The sequence below is a fragment of the Shewanella sp. BJSY2023SW001 genome, assembly GCF_047314685.1.
Lineage (GTDB): Bacteria > Pseudomonadota > Gammaproteobacteria > Enterobacterales > Shewanellaceae > Shewanella > Shewanella indica.
On sequence record NZ_JBKORF010000054.1, the window covers coordinates 23,267 to 47,208 of the forward strand.

Genomic DNA, 23,942 nt, shown 5'->3' on the forward strand with positions numbered 1-23,942 from the left:
ATGACTGCTCAAACGTAAATTGGCGGATTATATAACAGCTCGGCAGCAGAATCAGCCCTCAGTTCCGGGCTTTGAGCCGCCACGGACGGATCCCAAACAGTACCAATGCCATAAAGTACCCTAAAGCACCGCCGAGTATCAGGGAAAACAGATGAGCGAATCGCTCAACAAACGACCACTCAAGCCATTGCGCCTGCTCTGGTGAAAAGTAAATTAACAGGCAAACCATTGCCGCCGTTGCCAATAAGACCTTGATAAAAAAGATAATAGTTTGCTTACTAACTCTATATACACCAGCCAGATGCAAACCGCGATATAGAAGAGACGCGTTGAGTAAAGCAGACAGAGAAGTAGCAATGGCCAGTCCTACATACCCAAATGGCACGGCAAAAATAATATTGAAACCCATGTTGCTAACCATAGCAATGATGCCATAACGCACAGGTGTCTTGGTGTCCTGACGAGCATAATATCCGGGCGCCAGCACCTTGATCAGCATAAAACTCAACAAACCTGAGCCGTAGGCCACCAGAGAATAGGAAGCCATTTCCACGTCATTGACGCTAAAGGCACCACGCATAAAAAGCACCATCAACATGGGCTGAGCCAATACAATCAGCCCCATCATGGCCGGTAAACCCAGCAGCAGAATGGCGCGAACCCCCCAATCCATAGTGCGATCAAACCCCTCCCCCTCTGCATTAACGTGTTTTTTGGAAAGAGCAGGCAAAATAACGGTAGCAATGGCAATACCAAATAACCCCAGCGGGAACTCCAACAAGCGATCCGAATAATAGAGCCAACTGATGGAGCCTGTAACCAGAAAACTGGCGATAAAAGTATCCAGCAGCAGGTTAATTTGTGACACAGAAACCCCAAATAACGCCGGGATCATCAAAGTGCGGATTTTAACCACCCCGGGATGATTCCAGCCCCAAGAGGGCTTGACCAGCGCTTTTTCCTGCAGCAGAAAAGGAATTTGAAACAAAAACTGAATCACACCACCGAAGAACACCCCCCAGGCCAAACCGATTTCAGGCTTATCCAGGGTAGGACTCAACCACAATGCTGCAGCGATAATGGCGACGTTGAGAAATACCGGAGTAAAGGCCGAAACGGCAAAACGGCCACGGGTATTGAGAATCGAGCCGGCCAAGGCGGTAAAAGTGATAAACCAAAGATAGGGAAAAGTGATCTTCAACATTAACGAAGCCAGTTCAAACTTGGCGCCGTCAGGCTCATCATTAACCCAGGCCATAAACCAGCCTGCACCAAACAAAGCGGTCAATATTGGCGAAGCCAAAACCCCAATCAAGGTCACGACTGTTACCAATAACCCCAAGGTACCGGCTACCTTTGATAATAAGAGTTTGACCTCTTCGCTGGACTCTTTCTCCTGATACTGAGTCAATACAGGTACAAAGGCCTGAGCAAAAGCACCTTCAGCAAACAATCGCCGCAAAAAGTTAGGGATCTTGTTGGCAAAAAAGAACACATCGGCACTGCTGCCCGCGCCCATCAAGTTGGCGACTACCACATCCCGTATTAATCCCAATACACGGGAAATCAAGGTCATGACGCTGACGATAGCGCCGGACCGTACCAATTTTTTGCTCAAATATTCCCCCAGAAGACTCAAGCCGCCATAAACGGCGGCAAGTCTCAAAAATTCCACTTAAGCTCTGTCACATGCCAGCAATTGCTGGTAGAATTGCGCCACATCTTACACGAGTTGGGTTGAGGATAGCCAAATCAGGTTGGATTAATTTATCTTTATGATGGATATTCAATCATTGTCATTGACAAAGTGACGAAAACCGGGCATTCTCCTCGGCCTTTAAAAGTATCAAATCCAGTTTTTAGGAGTTGCACCTTGGCTAATAGCAAGACTGCAAAGAAGCGCGCGCTTCAATCAGAAAAGCGTCGTCAACACAACGCTAGCCGTCGCTCTATGTTGCGTACCTACGTGAAAAAAGTTATCGCTGCTATCAAAGCTGGCGATCACAAAGCGGCTACTGAAGCTTTCGCTGTTGCACAACCCATTCTTGACCGTATGGCAACCAAAGGCCTGATCCACAAGAATAAGGCTGCCCGTCATAAGGCTCGTCTGAACACTCGTATCAAAGCACTGGCTGCTTAATTCGATACCTGTATAAAAAAAACCGGCATTGCCGGTTTTTTTATATCTAAAATTCAATAACATCAATGACAATAGATGTTATTCAACAGCTTGATGATTTCGCGCACTTCTTCACTCTTGAGCGAATAGTACACTGTCTGGGCTTCTTTGCGGGTGGCCACCAGATTGTCTTTACGCAACCAAGCCAGATGCTGAGACAAAGCCGACTGACTCAATCCCAGTTTCTTGTTCATTTCCCCAACGCACATCTCTCCCTCACTCAGGAGATAGCACAGAATAAATAAACGCCTCTCATTGGCCAGCGCCTTCAATAACACGACGGCATGGTCCGCTCGCTGCTGCATCAACTCAATATTCATGACGAGCCTATTCTCCTAATACAAACTCCGTCCCTAATATAGCCTTGCCTTACGGAGATAGTCGGGACATAAAGCACACTTTTTGTTAGATTGTTTTCAAAAATGGGACATACCTAATAAAAACAAAGGAAACACATGAAAAGCTATCGAACCGCCCTGTTACTTCCACTGTTGATTTCATCACTTATTGGCTGTCAATCCCCCTCACCTTCCAATACAAATCAACTGCTTGCTGAGTCATTGCAGCAAAAAGCCCTCAGTTCTGACCTCGGCTTTCAAATTGTGGAATCTTTAACTGTGGAAGTCGGCCCTCGCCTGGCTGGTAGCCCAAAAGACGCCGTGGCGGTTGCCTGGGCGGAGAAAAAGCTGCAGTCACTGGGTTTTGACCGTGTTTATAAAGAAGCTGTGGAAGTTCCGGTGTGGGAACGCGGTGAAGCCAGTGCCAGCATAGTGGCCCCCTTCCAACAGCCTCTGGTTATCACGGCATTGGGAGGTAGTGTGGCCACTCCTACTGAAGGTATCACGGCCAAGATAGTGCGTTTTGACAGCCTCGCTGCACTTAAAGAAGCCAATCCTGATGATGTTGCCGGCAAAATTGTCTTTATCGATCAGAAAACCGAGCGACACAAGACAGGTAAAGGTTATGGCAAGAGCGTAGGGGGCCGCTCACGAGGCGCTATAGAGGCAGCGCGAAAAGGTGCCCTGGCAATAGTTATCCGTTCAATAGGTACAGATCATGACCGTATGGCCCATACCGGCACCATGCGTTATGAAGAAGGCTTAAAGCGGATCCCGGCGGCGGCCATGTCAGCGCCGGATGCCGATCTGGTCAATGCCATGCTCAAGCGTTCTGCCGATATCACCCTCTCTTTGAAGATGTCTCCCAAGAACAAGGGCAGCGCCATTTCCTATAACGTCATCGCCGAAGTCACCGGCAGCAGCAAGCCAGATGAAATCGTACTGATAGGGGCTCATCTGGACTCCTGGGATGAAGGCACGGGCGCTATAGATGACGGTGCCGGGGTCGCGATTGTCACCGCTGCCGCTAAGCTTATTCAAGATTTGCCGGAAAAGCCGGCTCGGACGATACGTGTCGTGCTCTATGCCGCCGAAGAGATAGGCTTGGTTGGTGGCAAGGCTTATGCCAAGGCCCACGCTGCAGAACTGGATAAACACTATATCGCCGCCGAATCGGATTTCGGGGCTGGCCCTATCTACCGCATCGACTTTCAGGTCAATGAGCAAGTGCTGCCCAAACTACAGCAACTGACCCAGGTGATGCAACAAAACGGCGTTGCCGCCGGTGACAACAGTGCCTATGGTGGTCCGGATGTTTCCATGTTGCCGGCCAGTGGCGTTCCTGTGGCCTCCCTGCGCCAGGATGGTACCGATTACTTTGACTACCACCACACCCCCAACGATACCCTGGACAAAATAGATCCCAAGGCGCTGGCACAAAACGTTGCGGCCTATGCCCAGTTCGCCTATTTGATGGCACAGTCTGAACTGGAACTGCGACCGCTGCCTGCCAAGCAGTAAATCACACGCTTTAGAAGCCAAAAGCCGTTCAATAATGAACGGCTTTCTTATCTTTATATAGCGGGAAAGGGTATCAGCTCTGTTCTTCCCGCAGGAACACAGGGGAGCCAGGGCTGGACTCGGCTTCACTGTAATAATAGCCGGCGCTGTTAAATGCCTTTAATCGCTCCAGACTCTGTTCCTCTTGCTCCAACAGGTAACGAGCCATCATGCCTCTGGCCTTCTTGGCGTAAAAGCTTATTACCTTATACTGACCATTTTTACAGTCTTTGAATACAGGCGTGATAATACGTCCGGCAACCTGCTTGGGTTTAACCGCTTTGAAGTACTCGTTGGACGCCAAATTCACCACAATATCATCCCCTTGCTGAGCCAATGCCTGATTGATGGCATCTGTGATGATATCGCCCCAAAAGGCGTACAGGTTACTGCCCCTGGGATTCACCAAAGAGGTACCCATTTCCAGCCGATAGGCTTGCATCAAGTCCAGGGGCCTCAAGAGACCATAGAGCCCGGATAAAATACGCAGATGCTGCTGAGCCCGAGCAACCGTTTCCGGGGCAAGGCTGTCTGCATCCAGACCTGTATATACATCACCACGGAAAGCATAGAGTGCTTGCTTGGCATTCTCCGGGGTGAAATCAGGCTGCCACTCGGCGAATCTGGCGGCATTTAAGCCGGCAATTTTGTCACTGACTTTCATCAAAGAAGCAATATTGGCTGGGGTCAGCTCCCGGCAAACCTGAATAAGCTCGCTGCTGTGCTCGAGAAACTGTGGCAGGCTGTATTCAGATACCGCCGCCGGGTTGTCATAATCCAGCGTCTTGGCCGGTGAAACCAAAATCAGCATATTCACTCCGTCTTATTTGGTATAGAACTGCCCATGATACTGGCAGTAAATAAAAAAACCACGCATTGATAGCGTGGTTTTTCCGATGGCCCCAATCTGGGGCCGGTTTCAGTTACCAGCCTTTGCCACTGCGAACCACAGGTTCACCGGTCCAGATACCCTCTTCAATATGTTCTTCAAGCTCAGGAAACTTGCTCTTATCAAACACAGGTTCTTTGCCTTCACTCAACTGATCGCGGTAATCATTAATCACCCGCATGGCAATACCGGAAAGCAGTACCAAGGCAATGATGTTGACTGTCGCCATCAAGCCCATGGAAAGATCGGCCAAATTCCATACCAAGGTTATTTTCGCCACAGCTCCAAACATCACCATGCCTAGTACGCACAAGCGGAACAGGGGCAACACTTTACGGCTATTATTGGAAAGGAACAGCACATTGGTTTCGGCATAAGAGTAGTTGGCGATTATTGAGGTGAAGCAAAACAGTAAGATGGCAAAGGCCACAAAAAAGCCACCCCAATCTCCAACATGAGTGGTCAAAGCCGCTATGGTCAGTTGGATCCCTTTGTCCCCCTCGCCGATATTAACACTGCTGAGATCGCCAGCCAGCAAGATTATTGCGGCTGTTGCACTACAGATAACAATAGTGTCCATAAACACTCCTATCATCTGTACAAACCCTTGGGAAGCAGGATGGTTTGGTGTCGGTGAGGCGCTGGCAGCGACGTTGGCAGCACTCCCCATACCCGCCTCGTTGGAGAATAAACCGCGGGCTATCCCTGACTGCATCGCCTGAGCCACAGTATAAGCCACCCCACCGGCAGCGGCCTCTTGCCAACCGAAGGCGCTGTTGACTATCAGTTTGAGAATGGTCGGCAATTGCTCAATATTCATCCCGACAACGACCAAGGCGATCAGGATATAAGCAAAAGCCATAATAGGTACAACTACCTCGGATACCCGCGCAACTTTACGCAGCCCACCCATGATGACCAAGCCACTGGTGATCACCAGCAGAATACCTATCCAATAAGTTGCTTTAATGTCAAACCAGTAAGCCTCTTTGACATCAAACACAATTTCCAATGCTCCCGTAATGGTATTGGCCTGAACGGCATTGAAAACCAAACCAAAGGCGATGATCAAGAATACGGAGAAGAGAATCCCCATCCAGCGCTGGCCAAGCCCCCTTTCCATATAATAGGAGGGGCCGCCACGAAACTGGTCATCTTTATCTTTTACCTTATAGATCTGAGCCAAAGTCGACTCAATCATGGCCGTAGCCATACCCAACAGAGCGATAAGCCACATCCAAAAAACAGCACCAGGGCCACCGGCACCTATGGCAACGGCCACCCCGGCCATATTACCGGCACCGACCCTGGCGGCCATACTGGTACAAAATACCTGAAATGAAGACAAGCCGCTGTCACAGCCCTGCCTACTGGTAGCCATCACCTTGGCAGAATGCCCCAGGTGAGTAAGCTGAATGAACAAAAGCCTTAGAGTGAAGTACAAGCCAGCGCCCACCAAGGCATAGACCAATAGTTTTCCCCAAAGCAGAGAGTTCAAAAAATCGACTATGGTTTCTATTATCATAATTGTAAGCTTTCCCGTGACAAACCTGGCCCATCTCTGACGGTATATCGCCAAGTTTGTGGTTAAGATTCCTTCCTGAATGAAAAAGGATAAGCGTCGGCCAGTTTCTTTTCGAATTATCCTACATACCCCAAGGTATGCCGACCGGGCTTGAGGGCGAAGAAAATAGCATAGGAACTTGAAAATACCGCGTGATCAAGATCACACTTAATCACTCGACCGACAGTAAATTCACCATAAAAATACCAGAACAAACTAGAGTTTTAACTTGAACAACAATGGTGTCACACTAATTTTCTAAAAAAACCACCAGCTAAACAAACTTTCAAAACTTGGATGTTGGGCACGTTTTTGTAATAAAACTACAAATATAGTAGCCACAAGATAATCTGATTCACTTTTAGCTAGCTCAAGCGAGGCACGATATGACCCAAAAGCAAGAGATAGGTGCACTGAAGAAATTTGTCCGGGCCACTAACTTCCTGGCAACCTCACAGATTTACCTGAAGCACAATGTATTGTACAAACGCCCGTTACAACACAGTGATATAAAGCCAAGGCTCTTGGGCCATTGGGGAACCTGCCCGGGGATCAACTTTGTATACGCTAACGTGAACAGATTGATTACCAAGCACAAGCGCCCGTTCCTCTATCTGGTCGGCCCAGGTCACGGTTTCCCCGCTGTACAGGCCAACCTCTTCCTCGAAGGCTCTCTAAGCCACTTCTATCCAGAAACCATCCCCTACAACGAAACCGGTATTGAAGATATCTGTCGTAAATTCTCCGCCGCTTACGGTTACCCTTCACATGCCAACCCCGAAGCTCCAGGACAAATCCTTGAAGGGGGCGAGCTGGGCTACTCCTTGTCTGTTGCCTGGGGTGCCGTGCTGGATAATCCAGACTTGATTGCCGCAGTGCTTGTCGGTGACGGCGAATCTGAAACCGGCCCACTGGCTGCATCCTGGTATGCCAACCGCCTGGTTTCCCCCGCCACCAACGGTGCCATACTGCCGATTGTTCATATTAATGGTTACAAGATTTCCGGCCCTACCCGTATGGGACGCATGAGCCACGAAGAGCTGGAACTTGAATTCAGAGGCCTGGGTTACCATCCCATCATAGTGGACAGCGAGCAGGAAGAAGATGTCTACCTGCAGATGACCAAGGCGATGGATACAGCTTACGAGATGATCAACGACATCCAGAAGCGTGCCCGCAATGGTGAAGATGTGGTTAAGCCACGCTGGCCGGTGATCCTGATGCGCACCGCCAAAGGCTGGACAGGTGTTCCCGAATACGATGGCAAAAAACTCGAAGGCAACTGCGAGTCTCACCAGGTAATTGTCAACAAATGCGCCACCGACAAAGGTCATCTGGCCGCATTGGATGGCTGGCTAGACAGCTATAAATTCTCTGAACTCTACTCAATCAACGAGCAGAACCAGATAATCTTCGACAAAGACATCCAGTCGCTGTTGCCACCTGCAGAACTCTGCTGTGGCCGTCAAAAGATGAGCTATGGCGGTGAAGTGGTACGCGCCCTCAGCAATCCTGACCTATCCAAACTGGCCTACGGCCCTGAAGTCCCAAGAGGTCATCGTGGCTACTCCATGCTGAAAATGGGCCAATGGATGCGCGAAGCCTTCCGTCTTAATAAAGACCAGCGCAACCTGCGGATCTTCAGCCCGGATGAAACTTACTCCAACCAGTTGCAAGCGGTATTTGAAGCCACAGATCGTGCCTGGCAATGGCCGATTGAAAGCTGGGATGAAGATATGAGCCGCGATGGTCGGGTTATGGAACTACTGTCCGAAAACCTGCTGTTCGGTATGATGCACGGCTACACTGTCACCGGCCGTCACGCCATGTTCCCTACCTATGAATCCTTCTCTCAGGTAGTGTCTTCCATGGCCGACCAATACTGTAAGTATGTCTATGCCAGCCAAGGGGTTCACTTCCGCAAGCCGCTGCCGGCCTGTAACGTAGTTCTCTCCTCTTTGCTGGAGCGTCAGGACCACAACGGTTATTCTCACCAGAATCCTTCTTTCCTGGGGGCCATGCTTGAGAAACACCCCAAGATAATCTCGGCTTACCTGCCAGCCGATGCCAACACCACTTTGGTTTACACAGAGCGAGCTTTCGCCGACCGTGACAAATTGAATATTCTTGTCGCCGGTAAGAAAGAGCTACCGCAATGGCTGAGCCTTGATGAGGCCCGTAAACAAGCCAAAGAAGGTGTAATGGTGTGGGATTTTGCCTCTGATGAAAACCCGGATGTCGTCCTGGTAGGTTGTGGTGACTATGTGACTCAGGAATGTATGGCGGCATTGGTATTAATCCGCGAATTACTGCCAAGAGTGCGTATCCGCTTTGTAAGCGTCACAGAATTACACAGCAGTGGCCTGGGCAGCCTTAAATTCCAGGAAAAACCTTGGTTGATGGATGAGATATTTACCGAAGACAAAGGTGTGGTATTTAACTATCACGGTTATCCAAACACCATCAAAAAACTGATCTTCGATTACAAAGGTAGTCATAGATTCAGAATTAAAGGTTATGAAGAAGAAGGCTCAACCACCACCCCATTTGATATGGGTGTACGTAACGGTACTTCTCGTTATCACCTGGTAATAGATATGGCTTACAAATTATTCCAGCAAGGTGTTATTGATGAAACCCGTCACGTCGCGATTACCACAGATATGCTGCAACGTTTGGTTGACCATAGAAACTATATCAAGGCCAATGGTGTAGATCCTGAGTATATCGAAAACTGGATTTGGACCCGCTAAGCTGAACCTTAGCTAAACAAAAAGCAAAAATTTTAGTTAAGAAATTGTTTTGCAAAAATAAAAAAGCGCCTTCTAACAGGCGCTTTTTCTTTAGTTTCAATTGTTAAAAAACCAGACAGCACAAATAATGAACAATAAAATTATCGCTTGAAAAGTGGAAAATTGCTGTATTTCAATGGATAATTGAGCCAGCTAGCTAAAACACTAAACGGAACCCCACATTAAGTGCTAGTCGTGTTTCCTATACGGGACATATGGGTAATTAAATAGCAATGGACTTGGAGAACATGATGAATAAGACATTTAAAGTATTGTTGCTTGCATCTATGATGCCTTTTGCAGCATCTGCAGCAGACGAGCTCAGCCCATGGTATGTCGGTGCTGGCCTCGGTGTAAACAACTACGAACCTAACTGTGATCAGAAAACCATGAAAACCTGTGGTGAAGACGATCCATATGCTTGGGACGTATTTGCAGGTTACCTGTTCAACGATTACTTCGGTGTAGAACTGGGTTACCGCGATTTAGGTCGTGCCGAATGGACCGACTACAGCAATAAACTCAACGACGTAGGTGTCAAGGGCGCCACTCTGGGCCTAGTGGCTTTCTGGCCTTTCGCTGATAAGTGGAGCCTGTCTGCTGAAGCTGGTGCCATGAACTACCACATTTCCAATAACAGACAATGGGGTAGCGAGTACTACAGCGATAGCGGTGTTGCGCCTTACTTCGGTGCTGGTATCGGTTACAACATCACAGAGAACCTGAAACTGGCCGCCAAGTATCGTCGTTATGAAAACCTCGACGAAGAAAAGTGGAACACTCTGGCGATGGAAAGCAACTACTGGGGTCTTGAACTGAGCTACCGTTTCGGCAGCACTTCAAAACCAGCTCCTGTAGTCGCTCCTGTGGTCGTAGAACCAGTTGACAGCGATAACGACGGTGTCAACGACGATATGGATCAGTGTCCAAACACACCAGCCAACCACAAGGTAGATGCCAACGGTTGCTCTATCTATGTTGAAAAACTGGAAACATTGGAAGTTAAAGCTCAGTTCGATAACAACTCATCTGTACTGAAAGCCGACTCTATGGCTGAAATCCAGAAAGTTGCTGACTTTATGAGCAAGTATCCTAAAGCTGATCTGGAAATCGCCGGCCACGCCTCTCTGCCTGGTAAAGCCGATTACAACCAGTGGCTGTCTCAGAAGCGCGCCGACGCCGTTGCCAAAGTACTGGTTGAGCAGTATGGCATCGATGCCAGCCGTATCAACGCCAAGGGCTACGGTGAAAGCCAGCCGCTGATGCAGGGTTCTTCTGCTGAAGCCAACAAGGTTAACCGCCGTATCGAAGCTCTCCTGAGCTTTAAAGAAAAAGAAGCTCTGCTGAAGTAAAACTGAACTTCTTCTGAAAAAGTCGCTGCCCTGCAGCGACTTTTTTATTTTTCACTCTTTTTTGTCATTAGAATTCCCTCGGCTATGGGAGTACACTTCCTTTAACCGACAACGGCCTTCATTGACAATTTCTCACCATTTTTGTAATTTTTTTTCAATCCTGGTTGGAAACAGAGGCAAAATCGCTTTTAATAGCGTCATGCAATTTCCGCGTAAACGGCCGCAATCTGAGAAGGATGTTTTTCATGGCAAACACACTCACGCAACTCAAATCCGTTACAACCATAGTTGCTGATACCGGTGACATTGAGGCGATCAAACTCTATCATCCACAGGATGCCACCACCAACCCATCGCTGATCCTCAAAGCCTCGCAAATCCCGGAATATGCACCGCTGATCGATGATGCAATTTCCTGGGCTAAAGCTCAGAGCCAGGATCCACAGCAACAACTGGAAGACGCCGCAGATAAGTTGGCGGTCAACATAGGGGTGGAAATTCTCAAGCTGGTACCGGGACGGATTTCAACCGAAGTAGATGCTCGCCTGTCATTCGATAAAGCCGGCTCAATCGCCAAGGCCAACAAGCTGGTAAAACTCTATGAAGCGGCCGGTATCGACAAGTCTCGCATTCTGATCAAACTGGCTTCCACTTGGGAAGGTATCAGCGCCGCCAAGGAACTGGAACAAAAGGGTATCAACTGCAACCTGACACTCTTGTTTAGCTTCTCCCAGGCCCGAGCCTGCGCAGAAGCAGGAGTTTACCTGATCTCACCTTTTGTCGGCCGCATTCTCGACTGGTATAAGAAAAATACCGGCAAGGATTATAGCGCCAGTGAAGATCCTGGCGTAATCTCAGTAACCCAGATTTACAACTATTACAAACAGCATGGTTATAAGACAGTGGTTATGGGCGCCAGTTTCCGTAACACAGGTGAAATCATTGAGCTAGCCGGCTGTGATCGTCTGACTATAGGCCCATCTTTGCTCGAAGAGCTGGCCAACTCAGACATCCAGATAGTAACCAAGCTGCAACCGGCTACTGAAACCCAAGAGCCACCCAAGCCATTGACCGAGGCAGAGTTCCGCTGGGAGTTCAACGAAGACCCCATGGCAGTGGAAAAACTGGCCGAAGGTATCCGTAACTTTGCTATAGATCAGGGCAAACTAGAGACCATGCTCAAGGCTAAACTGAGCTAATCAAGGATTGTTTTGAAACTGAAGATCAGGGACTACTCATGACACATTTGACTCAATCTGCTACCTGGCAGACTCTCAAGGCGATGAGTGCAGATCTGCCTCACATGCGTGAACTCTTTGCCGAAAACCCGCAGCGCTTTGATCAACTGTCGATTAAAGATTGTGGACTGCTGTTGGATTACTCCAAGAACCGCCTCACTGAGGCCGTTCTGCAGGAGTTACTCAAGCTCGCCCAAGAAGCCGGACTTGAACAAAAAATAGCAGCTATGTTTGCCGGTGAAGCAATCAATACCACAGAGCGACGTGCTGTGTTGCACACAGCCCTGAGAGCTCCGGCCGATGCAGATATTCGTGTCGATGGCGTCAATGTGGTCCCTGAAATTCAGCAAACCCTGGCTCAAATGGAGACTTTTGTCGAGTCGCTCTATTCAGGTCTGTGGCGCGGCTATACCGGCAAGAAAATCACAGATCTTATCTCCATCGGAATTGGCGGTTCCTTCCTCGGCCCCAAGATTATCTCCGAGGCTCTGCGTCCCTATTGGAACGGTAAACTCCAATGCCACTTCGTCGCCAATGTCGATGGCACAGCCATCAGTGAAAAACTGAAGAAGCTGGATCCTGAAACCACTCTGTTCCTGATGTCGTCAAAGTCTTTTGGCACCCAGGAAACCCTGACCAACACCCTCAGCGCTAAAGAATGGTTCCTGGCCAAAGGCGGTTCACAGCAGGATATAAGCAAGCACTTTGCGGCCATTACCTCCAATGTTGCCAAGGCAACGGCGTTTGGCATAGATGAAGACAACATCTTCCCAATGTGGGATTGGGTTGGCGGGCGCTATTCTCTCTGGTCGGCCATAGGTTTGCCCATAGCCGCCCTGATAGGCATGGATAACTTCAAGGCACTGTTGGCCGGCGCCAGAGCAATGGATGTACATTTCGCATCCAGACCTCTTGAGCAGAATATGCCGGTGATCATGGGTCTGCTCTCTGTATGGTACAACAATTTCTTCAATGCCCAGTCCCACGTGGTGTTGACCTATGATCACTACCTCAGAGGGCTTCCGGCCTATTTCCAACAGCTGGATATGGAGAGTAACGGCAAGTCCGTCACTCTGGACGGCGATTCGGTGGATTACAGCACAGGGCCGGTTATTTGGGGCGGAGAAGGCACCAATGGCCAACACGCCTACCACCAGCTGTTGCACCAAGGTACGGCCTTGATCCCGGCTGACTTTATTCTGCCGCTGCAAAGCCATAATCCTATCGGTGAGCATCACGCTCAGCTGGCATCCAACTGTTTTGGTCAGACCCAGGCGCTGATGCAGGGACGAACCTTTGATGAAGCCTTGGCCGAACTGGCCGACAGCCCACTCTCAGAAGCTGAGAAACAGCTTATTGCCAAACATAAGGTTATGGAAGGTAACAAGCCGAGCAATACCCTGTTGATGGACAAGTTGACCCCACTTACCCTGGGCGCCTTGATTGCTCTCTACGAGCACAGAACCTTGGTTCAGGGTGCTATCTGGGATATCAACTCATTCGATCAATGGGGAGTTGAGCTGGGTAAAACGCTGGGAAATGAAGTGCTGTCGCGTATCGGTGCAGAACAAGATAGTCAGGATCTGGATGCTTCCAGCAATGCTCTGATCAACCTCTTTAGAAAAGCTAAAATATAGCCTTTTCAGCTTAAAAATCAATAAATACCAGCCAACTCCACTGGCTGGTATTTTTTTGCCTGCCATCTTGTCTATACACCTTCATCAAAGCATCATCCAACTTTAACAAAATAGAAACATTATTCTTGCACCCTGTTTGCCAAGTATGATATTTAAGTGTTGATAAAACATACAACAAAGGAGGTTGCCATGGATCGTTTGGATTATGGTAGTGCGCTAGATGAAGTCGTTGAAAGACCAAGCCGCTCTCGAAGCTCCAGCAAGAAGCGCAAATGGCGAGAGATTGAAGCACTGAAAGACAAACATCGCCTGCTGAAGGAGTTACAGGAGATAGACAGCAGTTTTAATTATGATATCGACAACCTCCTCTGAATATGAGAGACATTAAAAAAGAGCGCTTGGCGCTCTTTTTTGTTAATCGCTGACGAGTGTGACACGGATTTCTAAACACTACCAAAATTATCTATCGGCAGTATGAATGTAGTTTCTCAACTCATCAAACAACTGGTTATCATCGCTGCTGAACAATGGATCCTCTATCAACTTCAATTCACACATACTTTGGATCTTCTGCCAGTCCTCATCCTGCAAGCTCTTGGCAAGCAGAGGAAAAATTTCCCGCTCCTCGTATAGCATGTGCTTCTCTTGCAAATCCACATACTCTTTTAATTCAGTAACCAATTTTTCCTTGGCCACGACGACATCGTTGAGAATAAGGTTAAGGGTCGCCATCAAGGTTGATGAGGCATCAATCAGCTTTTGATGTTCCTGTTCAAGGCGCCTGGTCGGCTCGGTACGACTTTCCTTGATAAGAAAGTAGTCGTAAATGATATCTTCTAGCGGATGATGGCTATGTTCAGCATAGCCCTGCATGTACTCAACAACATCCCGTACCAGATTAAAATTGACATGCTCACCTTCGGCCAGCTTCTGGTATTTCCCCTTTAGCAACTTCAGCAATATGGCAATATGCTTGTGGTCATTCATCAATCTTTGCAGCATAGGGCACTCCATCTTAAGTCGGGCCTTTCTAGGTAATAGTAGTAAACAGGCCAAAGATTACTCAATACTAACCATAGATGTTTTCCTGGGACATGATAAAGATCAAGGAAAATAACCTTCTAAATCAACAATTCATAAATTAGCGATAAATACAACACCTATTCTCTAACCAATGTTTGTCCAGTGAGGCTATCCGGCCATACTGTTATTGGCTCTTATCCAAGCTTTAGCAAGCATATCAGCCCCGCAGACTTTCCTCCATCATCGCCAACATTCCTTTGAGAGAACTGCGGATACGATTAAATGCCTCACCGGCAGAACTGGCTTCACGCAGGTGCCGCTCGACCATTGAGGTAAAGTAACTCTCCTGCTCTTCTGTCATGTCCAGCACATGAAAGCTGCTGCGAATTTCAGTAGTGATCCCAGATAAGGTATCGCAAAAGCGTTGATCCTGTTGCTGCATGGAATCACCCAGTTGTTTCATCAACAGGTGCAACCTATCCATCACCCGACGCAGCATCTGCTGGCGCTCTATATCCAATACCCTGGCCTCCAATCCTTCGACCACAACGGCAATCACGTCCCTGAGTCGGCCGTACAACACCTCATCCTCGACCGGCATATTCTTGATCAAGAATGACACATGCTTGTCGTTGCACATGGTTCGATTACCAAAGTCATATAGGCGTCCCTGTTTGTCCAAAAGCTCGAAAATATTGGCTTCTATCGGGCTTATCTGGGTGTTGTCCGGCACAAAATACTCGGCGCTGTCTGTGCGTATTTTCAGACAGGTATTGAGGTTGAGCTGAGTCATCAGTTCAAAAAAAGCATCGGCAAGAGCACGGTAGTTGCTGCAAAGAAAACACTGGCGGAAGAACTGCAACACACAGCCATATTGGGACGATTCACTCATGGACTGAAACGCCATGTTTCTCGACATGGACTCAGCCTGCATCAGAGACTGTTTGCGCTGCTGATATTGCGCCACGCTGCGAACCTTGGCCAACAGCTCTTTCAGCTCAAAGGGTTTGGCGATGAAATCCACCGCCCCGGCCTCATAAGCTTTAAGACGCTCATTAAGAGTATTCATACCGGAAACAAATACCACTGACGCCTCCCGCCCCTGTGATTGCAAGTGAGCACAGAGGTCCACACCGCTGGAATCCGGTAGATTGATATCCATCAGGATGATTTCCGGTGTCGCCGACTCCAACGCTGCCAAATAAGCAGCTGCCGAGTCGAAAACTTGGACTGAGTAATCATCCTGCAAGACTTCCTCTATCAAAGCCAGATAATCAAGATCATCATCCACCACCCAGACAGTTAAATTGTCCATAAATCTCCCTTACTGTCATCAGCAAACCTAATTCCCACCTGCTTGAGTGCCAGAGTCAGTCCTGTCAGATCAAAGGGTTTATGCAGTACCGGAAACGGCATCTCATCGGCGCTGGAAATACCTATGTTCTGGATAAAGCCGGAGATCAGCAACACCAGCAGAGAGTGTTTAACATTGAGTTTTTGTGCCAGTTCGTAGCCGTTGATACCACCAGGCATCAACACATCTGTGATAAGAAGCTCGGCATCACAACGCTGCTGCTCGTAACGTTGCAGCACAGTGAGGGGGTCGTGGAACAACTCCACTTCAATCCCCAGTAAATCGCAATAGTCAGCCATCACCGCCAACATCTCCGGCTCATCATCCACTACGATTGCCTTCAAAGGCCGCCGCACCCTGGGCACTTCACTTGTGTAAGAGCCAAACTGAGGTTCAAGGGTCAGTTTTCGACTCTGCGGAAACCATAATCTGAACTCAGTGCCACTCGACCCCGTATTCAAGATGGCGATATAACCCTTGGAACGTTTAACAAAACCGTACACCATAGCCAGTCCAAGACCTGTGCCCTTACTCTTGTCCTTGGTGGTAAAAAATGGGTCGAATACCTTGTCCTGAAAGGCTTTTGGAATACCACTACCGCCATCAATCACACTGATCCATACATAATGCCCAGGCTCCACCTGGGTCTTGCCTATGGCGATCCCGGGCAGATAACCACTCAAGTAGCAACTGCCTGTACGGATCTTGAGCTCTCCCTTGCCCTCCATGGCATCGCGGCCATTGAGCAGCAGATTCAATAAGGCGTCTTCCAGATCACCTTTGTCGAGCATCACAGGCTTGTTATCCGGTGCCAGCTCAATACTCAGGGTTATTTGACTGGTCAAGGACTTGGCAAACAACTCCTGCAAACCTTCAATCACCTCATTGACCTGGCAAGGCTCGGCATTGAACTGTTCCTGACGCGAAAACGACAACAGTCTGCGGGTCAAATCTGTGCCTCGCTGGCAGGCCTTAAAGGCGGTATTGAGGTATTTTTCAGCTTTAGGATCAGAGACTTTAAGCTGCATTAACTCCAGGTTGCCCTTCAATACCCCTAGAATATTGTTGAAGTCGTGGGCTATGCCGCCGACCAACTCCCCTATGGCCTGCATCTTCTGGGTTCTGGCCACGGCCTGTTGCAACTGATGCTGCTCGCTGTAATCGCGACCTATAACGGCGTATATACGCCGACTTCGGGAAATACAATAACAGTTGAGATGCAATAACTCCCTGCCGCCATCGCCTTTATGACACCAAAGTTCCCCGCTATAACAGCCCTTGCGGCGCAACTGCTCTTTGAAGGAGTCACTTTCTTCGCCTTCAAACAACAGGCCGGTTAAATTGGCGCCAACCAACTCCCGGTTGGCATATAAGGTCACAGCGGTGGCCGCCGGGTTGGCGTAAAGGATAAGTTCTCGCTCAGGTTCGAGACTAAATAGCAGTAATAAACTGTCGGCACCGTCTATAACGGCCTTGAAGCAGAGTTCATCCTCTGCCGACTGTGATGAACTACGGCTGAGCTGACATTGATAGATGGCCCCCACCAAGGGGCCGATATTGGCCTGACATGCAGCCAAAGACTCAAACCAACCGGGAGCCGATGAATGGAAAAACAACAATAGTTCTGAATTTTTGATGGGCCAGACAGTAAACTTCTGCCATTGATGAAGCTCTTGTTGGCTCGCTTCTTTGGCCCATTGATTAACACTGCTCCAAAGTGTCAGATAGATAACCGGATCCCGACACCAGCAGGTGACTGATTCCGACATATCATTGGCACCCAATTCTGAGCGTTCCACCATCAACAAAGCCTCTGCCCCTGAGGCATGTACCAGGGTCTGACACAAGGCTGGCAATACATCCTGTCCCCGGGTCAAACCCAATTGCAATTTAGCCAGTTCAATCAACAGTCGAGACCAATCGCCAGGGAATTCGGTTTGAGCCGCAGAGGAAAACACGTTAAAGTCCCTTTCCGTTGTTTTTCAGTCATTCAAGCATAGACAAGTTTGCAATATTAGCGACTTATCCAGCTTGCCAAATATATAGAGAGGCCTGGGTGACGAGTCAGGAAAGATGGGTTGGAGCCCATGTCAGCGCCCAAGGTGGTGTGGAAAATGCTCCGCTCAATGCCCACAAGATAGGGGCCAGTGCCTTTGCACTATTTACCAAGAATCAACGACGCTGGCAGGCGGCAGCTTTAACCGAATATTCCATCGCCGCCTTTCAGGAAAACTGCCAACAGTTGGGCTTCAGACCCGAGGCGATTCTGCCCCACGACAGCTATCTGATTAACCTGGGACATCCGGATCCCTTGCTGCTGGAAAAATCCCGCGACGCCTTTGTCGATGAGATGCTTCGCTGCAAACAATTGGGATTAACCTTGCTGAACTTTCATCCCGGCAGCCACTTGCGACAGATAAGTGAAAACCACTGTCTGCGTAACATCAGCGATTCAATCAACCTCGCATTGGCAGCTTGTGATGGCGTCTGTGCCGTCATCGAAAATACCGCAGGACAAGGCTCCAACCTGGGACACAGCTTTGAACAACTGGCGCAGATCATAGACGGGGTTGAGGATAAATCCAGAGTCGGTGTTTGCCTGGATACCGCCCATATGTTTGCCGCGGGTTACGACATTCGTACTCAGGAAAGCTGCCGGGAAAGCTTTGACGCCTTTGGACGCATAGTGGGCTTTCAATACCTCAAGGGCATGCACCTCAACGACAGCAAGACGGGACTCGGCAGCCGGGTCGATCGCCACGACTCCCTGGGCATGGGCGAAATAGGCAAAACCGCTTTCGAGTATATTCTCGGCCACCCAGCCACCAAGGGGATACCCTTAATATTGGAAACCATACGCCCGGAGATCTGGCCCGAAGAAATAGCCTGGCTGAAAAGCCTTAGCCGCTGACCCCAAGCCAGCGCCAAAGGGCAGCGACACATGGCGTGCTTAGCCTTATGTTTGCCCCTGGCTGATTTCTTTCAAGGCCTTGAGCGCCGCATCGTAATCTGGATGGTGAGACACATCCTTCACCAACTCACGGTACTTGAGCTGGCCATTGGCATCTATGATAAATATCGCTCTGGCCAGCAAGCCTCGGCTAGGGATCAGCAGACCATATTTATTACCAAAGTCGCGCCAGACTGAGTCTGACAATACCTTGATTTTATCAACATTCTCCACCTTGCAGAAACGTTTTTGGGCAAAGGGTAAGTCTTCACTGACGGTCAACATGACCACTGAATCATCAAACTTGCTGAACTCTTTATTGAACCTCTTGGTCTGCAGGGCACAGACGCCGGTATCCAGACTGGGAACTGCACTGATAAGTACTGTCTTACCCTTGAAGTCACTTAAAGTCACCGGGGAAAACTTGTCATCCACCACCTTAAACCCTGGAGCAAGCTGGTTAAGCTCGGGCAATTTGCCCATCAGAGTGACACTCTGGCCCCCCATCCTGACCTCGGCGGCCACTTTCCCTTCTGCCGCCATAGTCGTGGCACTTGCCAAGGTCAATGCACACACAACACTCCACTTTGTCAGTTGCAACATAGTTTTCTCTCTCGCTCCAGCTTTAAATTCACCCTGGCTAATATAGCGCATTATCCGGACACAGGTACAAAAAGACCGGCATCTGCCGGTCTTCTTCTAAGAGCTTATTTGGATGGCAGCTCTTTGACATGCAGATCCATCTGAGGATATGGAATGCCAATACCGTTTTCGTCCAGAGACTGTTTAATCTGCTCCATCAGTTCGAAGTAGACACCCCAGTAATCAGCAGACTTCACCCAAGGGCGAACCACGTAATTAACCGAAGAGTCAGCTAGTGTGTGCAGACCCACTGTATAGCCAGGCTCTTTCAGCACTTTCTCGTGATTATCGAGAATGCTTGTCAGTATTTGCTTGGTATGACGGATATCAGCATCGTAAGAAACCCCGATCACCAGATCGATACGGCGCTTGTCCATAGCAGAGTAGTTGGTAATGCTACCGTTCATGATAGTGGAGTTAGGCACTATGATGACCTTGTTATCCGGCGTTTTCAGACGGGTAGAGAAGATGGTGATTTCATCTACAGTACCGGCAACACCTGCGGCTTCAACATAGTCACCCACACGGCAAGGGCGGAACAGTACCATCAAGACACCGGCGGCGAAGTTGGACAGTGAGCCCTGCAGTGCCAAGCCCACGGCCAAACCGGCAGCACCGAGAACCGCAACCAGAGAGGCTGTCTGAATACCTAGCTGCCCCAAGGTAGCGATAACGGTAAATACAAACACCACAGCCCAAGCCATATTGGCAACAAAGGAAACCACTGTCTGATCTATCTTGCGCTTGCCCAACATTTTGGCCGTGACTTTCTTGGCCACATTGGACAAATACTTACCGACAAAGAAAATGACAATGGCAAGCAGTATCTTGATGCCATAGGCCGCGATTAACTCGGGCGCTTGTTTGAACAGCCCTTCGAGATTTTCCATTAAAATACTCCCTTAAAAACCTTATTTAACTTACTTTTTTAAATCGACCACAAACTCAACCCTACGGTTAAGGCTGCGACCCGAGACACTGGTATTATCGGCGGCAGGCTGCTTGCTACCATATCCGTGAGTACTGAATTGCGCCCCCGGAAAACCATAATCCTCAATCAGCACCATTTTGGCACTTTCGGCCCTGGCTTCGGACAAAGGTTGATTTATGGCATCTGAACCGCTGATGTCGGCATGTCCTTCAATATGCAAGTTTACCTTATATTGATGAAGAAATGCTTTCATTCTGGCAAGTTGCGGCCACTGAGCCAGGGGGATCTGCGCCGAACCCAAGTCGAAATACAGCCTTACTGGATTGGCTGTACCGCAATTTTGGGGATAGACGTCACCTGATGTTGTAGGTAAACAGATATCTGTCAGGGAGGGGGCTTTGTCCAAGACACAACCATTGGCGCTCACGGGTGCCTGTGCCGGGGTATCGGGACAGGCATCTTTTGCATCAGGGACACCGTCACCGTCAGAATCTTCCCAGGCAAACACAACGCTGCTCAGCAACAGCAGAGGAATCCCCCCTGCCAAGCCCAAATAACGATTCACCCAGGCCTCCCTAACTATCAATCCTTCAACTGTATAGATGAGTTTCAGGCAGAACACAATTCACCGCCGGTTCACTTTGCTTTAGTGCGCCAAGTCACAAGTCACCGGCTAACACATTGTATAATCGTCTTTAATTTTAGCCAAGATAAACCAGTATCTGCGGTAGTAAGTTGCTACAGCAGCTGAAATCTTTTGCATATAGTTACCTTTTTATAAAACACCTTGATGGGCCGATAGACTTGAGCCACAAGCAGTAATAGAGCCCGTTAAACAAAAGGTTGTAGCAAAAGAAGCTCCCAGAATACCGGCTTCGATAAAAAAAGCGTTGAACAAACTGGTTTCCAGCGCCAAGGCAATAGCGGGAACCGTCACCCAAATGAGTCGGCCTTCCCCCCTAGGGTATGCAATAACCTGAGTCCAATACCACGCGCATCACGGTTATTGCCGTAAAACCGCTTAACCCCTGGGTTGTACAAGTAGTTCCACTCAATGGCATAAGACTTAAGAAAACACTCACGCCTGTCACTGTGTCCACAGAACTGCCCTTGGTCCAAGAGGCAATGTATAAGGGGGAAATTGCTGGCCGTAAAACTGGATTTTGAACTAGACGGCTGGCAGGCCAATGTGTATGTACTCCAGTCATCGGTCAGCCAGATATCCAGAGTCAATGTCAGAATGCGGCAACTGCTGCGCGAACGGCTTAAAAAACAATAAAGCGGCTTTGCGCCGCTTTATTCCGATACTGGATTTCCTAAATGGACCTAGTGGAACTCAGAGGTTATTTTTCCACCTTGGGCGGGAAGTTGCTCATCACACTGGCAACCGCCTCGTTAACCTTGGCAATTCGCTTTTGCGGAGTATCGCTGTCGCGAATGGTGTCAGCCACCGAGCCACGCCAGATGAGCTTGCCGGACTTGGCGTCGACCAGATCCACAATCAAGGTACCGACTTCATATTCGCGTACTGTGGTTTGGGTCTGCATATTGCCACCCCAGCCCCAACCTGGCCCCCAATATGGATTGTAGCCATAGTTGGTGTTGAAAGTGTCGACATTGATTTTCTTGTCTACCTTGGTCAGATAGTTAACCAGAATATCGGCGTTTTCCTTGGTAGCAATCTGCAAGCCCTTTTGTGCCAACTGCCGATCCAAGGCATCACGCACTCGCTGATCCATCAAACCATCCAGATGATAGCTGGTGTCTTCGGATTGCTTTTCCACCCAGGCATAGCTCTTGTACTGGCTGAAGTTCACACCCGGGTCATAATCCCAGCCAGTATTCAGTGTACTGCAAGCACTTAACATCAGTGCCATTGCGGCTGTTATCAGATACTTCATCGAAATTTCCTCGTTTACCCAGGCCTGGAAATGGCCACAAAAACCCATGAAATCAGCTTACATTTCAATCTTCTGCTCTACAACTGAATTTAACAAAATTTAGTTTACCGATTCAGCTTGACTTCAGCATGACACTTAATGATAATGATTATCATATAGATTAATCCTTGGGTGACTCATGCTTTGGTATCTCGCATTCTTTATTATTGCCAGTGGCGTTTTGTTGACTCGAAACTCTCTGCTGCAACAAACCCAGCAACTAGCCGGAATAGGCAGCATCAATCAAGCCAGGCGTTTGCTTATCCTGCCGCTGCTCATTCTCGGTTGGCTCGGTGCCAGATTGGTCGAGCAACAGATTTCACCTTTTGATCTGGCCGCTTTCGGCTTCGTGCTGACGACACTGACACTACTACTGCCCAAACTTAGAATGCTGATGCTGCCCTGCGCCTTTTTATCTGTGATGGCAGTGCTTGGCGGAATACTACTTTCCTGACATCTTCTTGTGATTGCCGGCGTCCAAGCCGGTTGCTGATCTTGTTCCCTGCGCAATTTCAGTTTTTTACCAGCCACCTTAACGGTGGCTTTTTTTTGATTTCAGCGGCTTGGAGCAAGCCATTGGGCGCTTAGACTAAATCTGCTAGACTGCGCCCATAAACCATAGATCAGCATCAACAATGAAAACAGATCCTAATGTCAGTTTGGTATACAGTACCGACAAAGGCCGTATCAGCCAGCCCAAGGAAGAAACCGCCATCCCGGCATCCGATGGTATAGTGCGGATCCATAAAGACAGCAAGGGCCGCAAAGGCAAAGGTGTTTCAGTGATCAAAGGGCTGGGACTGGATGCCAAGGCGCTGAAAGAACTGGCGCAAAAACTCAAGAAGCAATGCGGTTGCGGTGGCACGGTAAAAGCGTTCGACATCGAGATTCAAACCGACAATCGAGAGCAACTCCAGGGCCTGCTGGAGAAGCTGGGCTACAAGGTGAAGCTGGCCGGCGGCTGACAGGCAACAAGTACCAGGAGCAGTATGATGGACAGTTTGCAAAATCATTTTCTTATCGCCATGCCTTCGCTCGATGATACCTTCTTCGAGCGTTCACTCATCTATGTGTGCGAGCATGACAACAAGGGTGCCATGGGCCTCATGGTCAACCGTCCCATAGGCATTGAGGTTGACGAGTTGCTGCTGCAGATGGAGTTGGCAGAAGAGGTATCCCTCAAGCCATCAGTAGACAACAGCGTACTGGTGGGCGGCCCGGTCAACCCTGAGCGAGGCTTTGTACTGCACAGCAGTCAACCCTATTGGGCCAACAGCACTGCCATCAATGACGAGATAATGCTGACCAATTCACGGGATATTCTGACCTCCCTTGGCACCTCAAAGGCGCCGGAGCATTTTCTGGTGGCGCTGGGATACGCGGGTTGGAGCCGCCACCAGCTGGAGCAAGAACTGGCGGAAAACAGCTGGCTGACCATTCCCGCCACACCCGAGATACTGTTCAATACTCCCCATGAGCATCGCTGGCTCAAGGCCACCCAATCACTGGGATTCGATATCTGGCAAATGTCCAGCCAGATGGGACACGCTTGA

23 protein-coding genes are annotated in these 23,942 nt (G+C 49.0%); 12 read left to right on the forward strand and 11 right to left on the reverse strand.

The features are described 5' to 3' along the window. Positions 1 to 58 precede the first annotated feature (58 nt). A complete protein-coding gene (murJ, locus tag ACMHXH_RS12840) occupies positions 59 to 1,618 on the reverse strand; it encodes a murein biosynthesis integral membrane protein MurJ (protein ID WP_144362143.1) in 1,560 nt (519 codons plus the stop codon). Positions 1,619 to 1,873: 255 nt separating this feature from the next. Between murJ and rpsT the strand changes: the two genes are divergently transcribed. Next, positions 1,874 to 2,140 (forward strand): 30S ribosomal protein S20, encoded by a 267-nt coding sequence (rpsT, locus tag ACMHXH_RS12845; RefSeq protein ID WP_039034886.1) that lies wholly within the window; start codon positions 1,874 to 1,876, stop codon positions 2,138 to 2,140. A gap of 62 nt (positions 2,141 to 2,202) precedes the next feature. Here the strand turns inward: rpsT and ACMHXH_RS12850 are convergent, their stop codons facing one another. Then, complete coding sequence (locus tag ACMHXH_RS12850) at positions 2,203 to 2,499, reverse strand: ArsR/SmtB family transcription factor (RefSeq protein WP_025011907.1); 297 nt, start codon at positions 2,497 to 2,499, stop codon at positions 2,203 to 2,205. A gap of 135 nt (positions 2,500 to 2,634) precedes the next feature. Here ACMHXH_RS12850 and ACMHXH_RS12855 point away from each other — a divergent pair, with 135 nt between their 5' ends. Further along, the gene (locus ACMHXH_RS12855) at positions 2,635 to 4,038 is read left to right on the forward strand and encodes a M28 family metallopeptidase (RefSeq protein ID WP_039034887.1); all 1,404 of its coding nucleotides are present in this window, start codon (positions 2,635 to 2,637) and stop codon (positions 4,036 to 4,038) included. Positions 4,039 to 4,111: 73 nt separating this feature from the next. On the opposite strand, the gene yaaA is transcribed toward ACMHXH_RS12855, so the two are convergent. Further along, positions 4,112 to 4,888, reverse strand: a complete 777-nt coding sequence (gene yaaA, locus ACMHXH_RS12860) for a peroxide stress protein YaaA (protein WP_039034888.1) — start codon at positions 4,886 to 4,888, stop codon at positions 4,112 to 4,114. 112 nt (positions 4,889 to 5,000) lie between these two features. Further along, entirely contained in the window at positions 5,001 to 6,488 is a 1,488-nt protein-coding gene (locus ACMHXH_RS12865; RefSeq protein ID WP_039034934.1) for an alanine/glycine:cation symporter family protein, read from the reverse strand. 428 nt (positions 6,489 to 6,916) lie between these two features. Between ACMHXH_RS12865 and ACMHXH_RS12870 the strand changes: the two genes are divergently transcribed. The 5 genes from ACMHXH_RS12870 (at position 6,917) to ACMHXH_RS12890 (ending at position 13,921) form a co-directional block, all read left to right on the forward strand. Beyond that, entirely contained in the window at positions 6,917 to 9,283 is a 2,367-nt protein-coding gene (locus ACMHXH_RS12870; protein WP_335911950.1) for a phosphoketolase family protein, read from the forward strand. 287 nt (positions 9,284 to 9,570) lie between these two features. Beyond that, positions 9,571 to 10,674 (forward strand): OmpA family protein, encoded by a 1,104-nt coding sequence (locus ACMHXH_RS12875; protein WP_039034935.1) that lies wholly within the window; start codon positions 9,571 to 9,573, stop codon positions 10,672 to 10,674. 245 nt (positions 10,675 to 10,919) lie between these two features. Continuing rightward, on the forward strand, positions 10,920 to 11,873 hold the full coding sequence (tal, locus tag ACMHXH_RS12880) for a transaldolase (protein WP_039034890.1): 954 nt from the start codon (positions 10,920 to 10,922) through the stop codon (positions 11,871 to 11,873). Positions 11,874 to 11,911: 38 nt separating this feature from the next. Continuing rightward, on the forward strand, positions 11,912 to 13,549 hold the full coding sequence (gene pgi, locus ACMHXH_RS12885; protein WP_335911953.1) for a glucose-6-phosphate isomerase: 1,638 nt from the start codon (positions 11,912 to 11,914) through the stop codon (positions 13,547 to 13,549). 189 nt (positions 13,550 to 13,738) lie between these two features. After that, positions 13,739 to 13,921 (forward strand): DUF3545 family protein, encoded by a 183-nt coding sequence (locus tag ACMHXH_RS12890; protein WP_039034892.1) that lies wholly within the window; start codon positions 13,739 to 13,741, stop codon positions 13,919 to 13,921. An 87-nt stretch (positions 13,922 to 14,008) separates the two neighbouring features. On the opposite strand, the gene ACMHXH_RS12895 is transcribed toward ACMHXH_RS12890, so the two are convergent. The 3 genes from ACMHXH_RS12895 to ACMHXH_RS12905 form a co-directional block, all read right to left on the reverse strand. After that, complete coding sequence (locus tag ACMHXH_RS12895) at positions 14,009 to 14,551, reverse strand: hemerythrin domain-containing protein (RefSeq protein WP_039034893.1); 543 nt, start codon at positions 14,549 to 14,551, stop codon at positions 14,009 to 14,011. 238 nt (positions 14,552 to 14,789) lie between these two features. Continuing rightward, positions 14,790 to 15,887, reverse strand: a complete 1,098-nt coding sequence (locus ACMHXH_RS12900; protein WP_039034894.1) for a response regulator transcription factor — start codon at positions 15,885 to 15,887, stop codon at positions 14,790 to 14,792. Next, positions 15,875 to 17,884 carry an ATP-binding protein gene (locus ACMHXH_RS12905; protein WP_071477003.1) on the reverse strand — a complete coding sequence of 670 codons (2,010 nt, stop codon included), beginning with the start codon at positions 17,882 to 17,884 and terminating at the stop codon, positions 15,875 to 15,877. The genes ACMHXH_RS12900 and ACMHXH_RS12905 overlap by 13 nt, the downstream gene beginning before the upstream one ends. A gap of 98 nt (positions 17,885 to 17,982) precedes the next feature. Between ACMHXH_RS12905 and nfo the strand changes: the two genes are divergently transcribed. Beyond that, a complete protein-coding gene (gene nfo, locus ACMHXH_RS12910) occupies positions 17,983 to 18,837 on the forward strand; it encodes a deoxyribonuclease IV (protein WP_071477002.1) in 855 nt (284 codons plus the stop codon). Positions 18,838 to 18,882: 45 nt separating this feature from the next. Here the strand turns inward: nfo and tpx are convergent, their stop codons facing one another. The 3 genes from tpx to ACMHXH_RS12925 form a co-directional block, all read right to left on the reverse strand. After that, complete coding sequence (gene tpx / locus ACMHXH_RS12915; RefSeq protein ID WP_233962797.1) at positions 18,883 to 19,419, reverse strand: thiol peroxidase; 537 nt, start codon at positions 19,417 to 19,419, stop codon at positions 18,883 to 18,885. 164 nt (positions 19,420 to 19,583) lie between these two features. Further along, positions 19,584 to 20,408, reverse strand: a complete 825-nt coding sequence (locus tag ACMHXH_RS12920) for a mechanosensitive ion channel family protein (RefSeq protein WP_025009451.1) — start codon at positions 20,406 to 20,408, stop codon at positions 19,584 to 19,586. Between the two features lie 30 nt (positions 20,409 to 20,438). Next, positions 20,439 to 21,014, reverse strand: coding sequence for an OmpA family protein (locus ACMHXH_RS12925; protein WP_071477000.1), 576 nt, complete (start codon positions 21,012 to 21,014; stop codon positions 20,439 to 20,441). Positions 21,015 to 21,590: 576 nt separating this feature from the next. On the opposite strand from ACMHXH_RS12925, the gene ACMHXH_RS12930 reads away from it, so the two are divergent. Continuing rightward, positions 21,591 to 21,728, forward strand: coding sequence for a hypothetical protein (locus tag ACMHXH_RS12930; protein WP_157822968.1), 138 nt, complete (start codon positions 21,591 to 21,593; stop codon positions 21,726 to 21,728). A gap of 64 nt (positions 21,729 to 21,792) precedes the next feature. Here ACMHXH_RS12930 and ACMHXH_RS12935 read toward each other — a convergent pair whose 3' ends face one another. Then, the gene (locus ACMHXH_RS12935; RefSeq protein ID WP_025009455.1) at positions 21,793 to 22,350 is read right to left on the reverse strand and encodes a DUF4136 domain-containing protein; all 558 of its coding nucleotides are present in this window, start codon (positions 22,348 to 22,350) and stop codon (positions 21,793 to 21,795) included. A gap of 178 nt (positions 22,351 to 22,528) precedes the next feature. Here ACMHXH_RS12935 and ACMHXH_RS12940 point away from each other — a divergent pair, with 178 nt between their 5' ends. The 3 genes from ACMHXH_RS12940 (at position 22,529) to ACMHXH_RS12950 (ending at position 23,942) form a co-directional block, all read left to right on the forward strand. Then, entirely contained in the window at positions 22,529 to 22,843 is a 315-nt protein-coding gene (locus ACMHXH_RS12940) for a hypothetical protein (protein ID WP_052248172.1), read from the forward strand. A gap of 181 nt (positions 22,844 to 23,024) precedes the next feature. After that, positions 23,025 to 23,354, forward strand: coding sequence for a stress response translation initiation inhibitor YciH (gene yciH, locus ACMHXH_RS12945; RefSeq protein WP_144361726.1), 330 nt, complete (start codon positions 23,025 to 23,027; stop codon positions 23,352 to 23,354). Between the two features lie 27 nt (positions 23,355 to 23,381). Continuing rightward, positions 23,382 to 23,942: a YqgE/AlgH family protein gene (locus tag ACMHXH_RS12950; RefSeq protein ID WP_162206688.1), complete on the forward strand. Its 561-nt coding sequence runs from the start codon at positions 23,382 to 23,384 to the stop codon at positions 23,940 to 23,942.